Below are 5,550 nucleotides of genomic sequence, written 5' to 3'. Positions count from 1 at the left end.
TTATATAAGTAGGACGACATACAAGTGATACAAATAGGAAAAACAGACTTTTATTCAGAAATTTTAAAATTCAATAAAAGTAAGCGTTTCATAAAAAACAAGCTATAATGAGGGCACATTATAATTTATCCCGCTATTCGCCGGCAGTAAGACTCCCGCCTCAAAATTCAGCGAATGCGAGGAAGTTAGTTGGGAGATAACTGCCCGTTAATGCCCGATTGGTGAAGGCTAATAATCAGTGGGGATGGACAAACCCCCCACTGATTAAAGTTTCACTTTATAGTAAGTTACAGCGTGCGTTTTAGCCATTTTTCGTAACAAACGAAATTGACTAAAAAGTGAGAGGGCATCATGGAGATTATTAAGGGAACGATATTACTATTATTTGTACTAAGTCTTTTTTCACTCTTTAGTTTTAAAGCACCAAACGGTATGAAAGCAATGGGAGCTTTAGCGAATACGGCCGTTGCAAGTTTCTTAGTTGAAGCTTTTCAATTATACGTTGGTGGAGATTTAATTGGTATGCCATTTTTAAAAGAGGTTGGACAATCAGCAGGTAGTCTAGGCGGAGTAGCGCATTAGCGATGGGTATATCACCTGTTTATGCTATCCTTGTAGGGGCTTCTGTGTTAAAATTTTGATTGCTACCAGGCTTTATTGCTGGTTATCTTATATCATTTTTAATAAAACAAATTAAAAAACGTGTACCAGAAGGATTAGATTTAATGATCCAATGAAAGTAACGTTATGTTTCTTGTGTATTATGGTATTTGGTATTATTTCAGGATATATTGGTCCACTGCTATTCAAAAACTATCTAATTCGTGGTACGGCTGGAAAAGCAACAGATGTGGCAGCTTAATAGAATAGTAGAAAAAATTTTCATAGAGGTTTAGGGGGAGTTATGATGAAGTACCGCTCAGTGTTTGATATTATTGGTCCGGTGATGATTGGTCCATCAAGTTCACATACAGCAGGCGCGGCAAGAATGGGGCAAGTTGCTCGTCAGCTGTTTCGTCATGAGCCAGAGAGAGTTAGCATTTCATTATATGGTTCATTTGCAAAAACATACCGTGGTCACGGTACGGATGTAGCGCTAATCGGTGGAATACTAGGATTTGAAACAGATGATTTACGTATTCCAAGTGCGTTAGATATTGCAAAAGAACGCGGGATTGAAGTGGAATTCATTGAAGAAGATGCAAATGCTCCGCATCCAAATACAGCGAAAATTCGTCTGTATAAAGGTGAAGAGGAAATTGAAGTTGTTGCTTGCTCAATTGGTGGCGGTAAAATTGAAGTAGTAGAATTAAACGGATTCGATCTTCAATTAACAGGCACGAGTCCAGCACTACTTATTGTAAATAACGATCGCTTTGGTGCTATCGCAGCTGTAGCTTCGATCCTTGCTAAGCATGAGATTAACATTAGTACAATGAGTGTTTCTCGTAAAGAAAAAGGAAGAAGAGCGCTTATGGTCATTGAAACAGATGAATTATTAGCAGATGAAGTAATCGCAGAAATAAATGGGCAACAAAATATTTGTCAAGTAACTATTATGGATTAATTGCAGGGGGGACACACCATGTTTCGGAACGCAGCGGAACTAGTGGCGCAAGCTAAAGAGCAAAATGTAAAAATCGCAGAAATTATGATTCAATGTGAAATGGAAACAAGAAGCATCTCACGTGAAGAAGTAATTGCTGGAATGGAAAAGAACTTAGTCGTGATGGAGCAAGCAGTAGAACGAGGTATTCGTGGTGTAAAATCACCGACTGGTTTAACTGGCGGGGATGCTGTGAAAGTCCAAGCGTATTTAAAGAGTGGAAAAGGCTTATCTGGAGATACAATTTTGGACGCAGTGAGTAGAGCTGTCGCAACAAATGAAGTAAACGCGGCGATGGGAATCATTTGTGCAACACCAACAGCAGGATCTGCTGGAACAGTGCCAGGTGTACTCTTTGCACTGCAGGAAAAATTACAGCCGACACGCGAAGAAATGATTGAATTTTTATTTACAGCAGGAGCTTTCGGTATGGTTGTTGCGAATAATGCTTGTATTTCCGGCGCGGCAGGAGGTTGCCAAGCTGAAGTAGGTTCAGCAAGTGGAATGGCAGCAGCAGCAGCAGTTGAGATGGCTGGTGGAACACAAGATCAAGCAGCTACAGCGATGGCGATTTCATTAAAGAATATGCTTGGTTTAGTATGTGATCCTGTTGCAGGGCTTGTAGAAGTACCTTGTGTAAAACGTAATGCAGCAGGAGCTGCGAATGCCATGATTTCAGCTGATTTATCATTAGCTGGTGTAACTAGTACAATTCCATGTGATGAAGTCATTGAGGCGATGTTTAGAATTGGACAAACGATGCCAGTAGCACTTCGTGAAACAGCAGAAGGTGGACTTGCAGCAACACCAACAGGTCGTCGTCTGCAAGAAGAGATTTTTGGTAAGAGTAATAACTAAAAGCATATCATATGATTAAAATAAAAAACGGAGCTCAAATAAAGTTGAGCTCCGTTTTTTATTTTTCTTCTGCTATTTTTTCTAATGTTTTTCCAAGATCGTGTGATCGTTTCGTTGCTTGTGTAATACAGGAGATTAATGCTTGTTGAAAATTATGCTCCTGTAATACTTCAATACCTGCTTCGGTAGTTCCGCCAGGAGAAGTAATTTCTTTTCGCAAAATAGAAGGGTGTTTTTCGCTTACTTTTAGCATTTCAGCAGCACCAATCATCGTCTGAAGAATAAGTGATTTTGCAACATCTTCTTTTAAACCAATTTTTTTTGCGGCCTCTTCCATTGCCTCTACCACATAATAAATATAAGCTGGTCCACTTCCGGATAATGCAGTGACAGCATGCATATCTTCTTCTTCTACAACAGAGACGAGACCAATCGTTTCAAATAACGATGTTGCAATGCGAATATGTTCCTCCGTTGTGTGTTCTGAAGGTGAGATAGCAGTAGCGGATTTTAAAATAGCCGCAGATGTATTTGGCATTGCACGAATAATCGGAACGTCTTTTTGAAGTAGGTTTCTAATTGAATGAGTAGAAACACCTGCTAGTAACGAAATAATAAGCAAGTCATTATTTATGTATTCTTTAAGAGGAATAATCGCTTCTGCGACATCTTTTGGCTTCATCGCTAGAAAAAGAATATTTGCATCAGCAAGTAACTCCTTTTTATTATGTGTACCTTTGACACCGTATTTTTTATGTAACTCCTGTAATCTTGTCTCGTTAGAACGATTACTTACAGTGAGATGTTCTCCCTTAACAACATTTGCGTTTAATAAACCACCAATAATCGCTTCGGCAATAGAGCCTGCACCGAGAAAGGAAATGTTTTGCATAGACATGATGTGCCTCCTTTGAATTTGGTTAGAAATGCTTATAAATGTACATACATTCGTTTTTTTATGGAAAACACCTCTTTTTATCTGAAAATAATGACAAATTTATAGGGAAGTTGTAAACTGAAGAGGTATTCATTTTGAACCGGAAAAAGACAGGGGGGGCTAAGCATGACGGCGATTCATCGAATGGAGATTCCTGTTCCATTTGCAGTTGAGACAGTGAATGTGTTTTTAGTTGAGGGAGAAACATTAACGTTAATTGATACAGGGACAAATACAGAAGAAGCAAAGAAGGCATTAGAAAGTCAATTAGGTGCATTAGGGTATAAGATAGAAGATATTGAAACGGTAGTGATTACGCATCACCATGCGGATCATTGCGGACTTTTAAATACATTTTCTGAAAAAGTAAAGATTATCGGACATCCTTGGAATGAACCGTGGATTACACAGAATGCTGAATTTTTAAAGAGGTATCATGAATTTTTTAAAGAGACAGCCTTGCAGTTCGGCGTTCCAGCAGCGTTTTTGAATGGTGAGGCGTTATTGACGACGAAGACACTCAAATATTCTTGTAATAGATCGTTAACACATACCGTGAGAGAGGGAGATCGTATAGATTCGTTACCTGGATTTACAGTGATTGAAACCCCGGGTCATGCTTCCACTCATATTTCATTATATAGAGAATCTGATGGAATATTAATTGGTGGGGATGCTCTCATTAGTCATATTTCTTCAAATCCAATATTAGAACCACCATATGAAGGGCAAACAGAAAGAGCGCGTCCTTTATTGCAGTATAATCAAACGTTAAAACGTTTAAGTGAAATGAATATTTCACGTATTTTATCAGGGCATGGGGAAGATGTTCTGAATATGAAACAACTTATTGAAACAAGATTACAAAAGCAAGAGACACGTGCTTTTAAAGTGCTTGAACTATTAAAGGAAAAGCCAATGACAGCATTTGAAGTATGTGTAAAACTATTTCCGGTATTATATAAAGAGCAATTGCCACTTACTATCTCAGAAACTGTTGGACAATTAGACTTTTTAGCATATAATCAACAAGTGATGATTGATGAATCTTCACAACAATTGATTTATTATGCAAAGTAGGTGACAGCAATGACGGGACGTTTACAAGAAAAAGTAATCGTCATTACAGGTGCTTCTAGTGGAATTGGAGAGCAAGTTGCAATGCAGGTTGCAGAGCAAGGGGCGACGCCGGTATTAATGGCCCGAACAGAAGAGAAGCTACAAGCATTAGCAGACAAAATTAAAGAAACTTATAATACGCCTTGCTATTACTATGTATTAGATGTAAGTGAAGAAACGAAAGTACAATCTGTTTTTTCAAAGGTATTACAAGAAGTAGGACGTATTGATATATTGGTAAATAATGCGGGATTTGGTATTTTTAAAACGTTTGAAGATGCTTCAATGGATGAAGTAAAGGATATGTTTCAAGTAAATGTATTTGGATTAGTAGCTTGTACGAAAGCGGTATTACCTTATATGGTAAAAAGGAACGAAGGACAAATTATTAATATTGCTTCATTGGCTGGAAAAATTGCAACTCCGAAGTCGAGTGCTTATGCAGCAACAAAACACGCTGTATTAGGATTTACGAATAGTTTGCGCATGGAGTTATCTAACACAAATGTGTATGTAACAGCAATTAACCCGGGACCGATAGATACGAACTTTTTTGAAATAGCCGATCAATCAGGTACATATGTGAAAAATATGGGACGTTACATGTTAAAACCAACATATGTAGCAGAACAAATCGTAAAGGCGATGCAAACGAAAAAACGTGAAGTAAACTTGCCGAAGTGGATGGGAATGGGGCCAAAGCTCTACGCATTATTCCCAGGTTTATTTGAACGTGTTGCAGGCAAATCATTAAGTAAAAAATAGGAGATTTCCATATGGAAATCTCCTATTTTTTTATTTTCCAGTCACATAATCGTAAACGATATCCTCAACAGCCTCGTATACATCAATTTCAGTATTTGAATGAATTATCATTTGAATATGTTTAATTAGCATTTCCTGATCCTCTTTTGAAACAGGATTACATTGATATTGCCGAAAACTTTTTATAATCATTTTCTCAATTAATTTTTCATTCATGTTTTTCCCCGCCTGTATGTATACATGTATTGTTTTATTGTACTTGAAG

At 37.7% G+C, this 5,550-nt stretch carries 7 protein-coding genes and 1 pseudogene; 6 read left to right on the top strand and 2 right to left on the bottom strand.

Annotated features, from left to right (window positions below):
• Positions 1-351 precede the first annotated feature (351 nt).
• The 4 genes and pseudogenes from AB3X48_RS22100 to sdaAA form a co-directional block, all read left to right on the top strand.
• Positions 352-728: pseudogene (locus tag AB3X48_RS22100) on the top strand (PTS sugar transporter subunit IIC); the annotation flags it as partial.
• A 5-nt stretch (positions 729-733) separates the two neighbouring features.
• Positions 734-862: a hypothetical protein gene (locus AB3X48_RS16860; protein WP_033714872.1), complete on the top strand. Its 129-nt coding sequence runs from the start codon at positions 734-736 to the stop codon at positions 860-862.
• A gap of 45 nt (positions 863-907) precedes the next feature.
• Positions 908-1,567: an L-serine ammonia-lyase, iron-sulfur-dependent subunit beta gene (gene sdaAB / locus AB3X48_RS16855; RefSeq protein ID WP_002088527.1), complete on the top strand. Its 660-nt coding sequence runs from the start codon at positions 908-910 to the stop codon at positions 1,565-1,567.
• Positions 1,568-1,585: 18 nt separating this feature from the next.
• A complete protein-coding gene (gene sdaAA, locus AB3X48_RS16850) occupies positions 1,586-2,464 on the top strand; it encodes an L-serine ammonia-lyase, iron-sulfur-dependent, subunit alpha (RefSeq protein WP_016106116.1) in 879 nt (292 codons plus the stop codon).
• 58 nt (positions 2,465-2,522) lie between these two features.
• Here sdaAA and proI read toward each other — a convergent pair whose 3' ends face one another.
• On the bottom strand, positions 2,523-3,362 hold the full coding sequence (gene proI / locus AB3X48_RS16845; RefSeq protein ID WP_088099498.1) for a pyrroline-5-carboxylate reductase ProI: 840 nt from the start codon (positions 3,360-3,362) through the stop codon (positions 2,523-2,525).
• 165 nt (positions 3,363-3,527) lie between these two features.
• Between proI and AB3X48_RS16840 the strand changes: the two genes are divergently transcribed.
• The gene (locus AB3X48_RS16840; RefSeq protein ID WP_002111697.1) at positions 3,528-4,481 is read left to right on the top strand and encodes an MBL fold metallo-hydrolase; all 954 of its coding nucleotides are present in this window, start codon (positions 3,528-3,530) and stop codon (positions 4,479-4,481) included.
• A 9-nt stretch (positions 4,482-4,490) separates the two neighbouring features.
• Positions 4,491-5,285, top strand: coding sequence for an SDR family oxidoreductase (locus AB3X48_RS16835; RefSeq protein ID WP_002199407.1), 795 nt, complete (start codon positions 4,491-4,493; stop codon positions 5,283-5,285).
• A 30-nt stretch (positions 5,286-5,315) separates the two neighbouring features.
• Here the strand turns inward: AB3X48_RS16835 and AB3X48_RS16830 are convergent, their stop codons facing one another.
• Entirely contained in the window at positions 5,316-5,501 is a 186-nt protein-coding gene (locus tag AB3X48_RS16830; protein WP_002160569.1) for a YqzH family protein, read from the bottom strand.
• Positions 5,502-5,550: the final 49 nt, after the last annotated feature.

It is taken from the genome of Bacillus sp. S4 (assembly GCF_040838205.1).
GTDB classification, from domain to species: domain Bacteria; phylum Bacillota; class Bacilli; order Bacillales; family Bacillaceae_G; genus Bacillus_A; species Bacillus_A cereus_U.
This window is presented reverse-complemented; position numbering and strand designations above follow the sequence as displayed.

Coding starts and splice junctions, on each gene's coding strand:
- AB3X48_RS16860 (WP_033714872.1), top strand. CDS start 734: ATGAAAGTAACGTTATGTTTCTTGTGTATTATGGTATTTGGTATTATT.
- sdaAB (WP_002088527.1), top strand. CDS start 908: ATGAAGTACCGCTCAGTGTTTGATATTATTGGTCCGGTGATGATTGGT.
- sdaAA (WP_016106116.1), top strand. CDS start 1,586: ATGTTTCGGAACGCAGCGGAACTAGTGGCGCAAGCTAAAGAGCAAAAT.
- proI (WP_088099498.1), bottom strand. CDS start 3,362: ATGTCTATGCAAAACATTTCCTTTCTCGGTGCAGGCTCTATTGCCGAA.
- AB3X48_RS16840 (WP_002111697.1), top strand. CDS start 3,528: ATGACGGCGATTCATCGAATGGAGATTCCTGTTCCATTTGCAGTTGAG.
- AB3X48_RS16835 (WP_002199407.1), top strand. CDS start 4,491: ATGACGGGACGTTTACAAGAAAAAGTAATCGTCATTACAGGTGCTTCT.
- AB3X48_RS16830 (WP_002160569.1), bottom strand. CDS start 5,501: ATGAATGAAAAATTAATTGAGAAAATGATTATAAAAAGTTTTCGGCAA.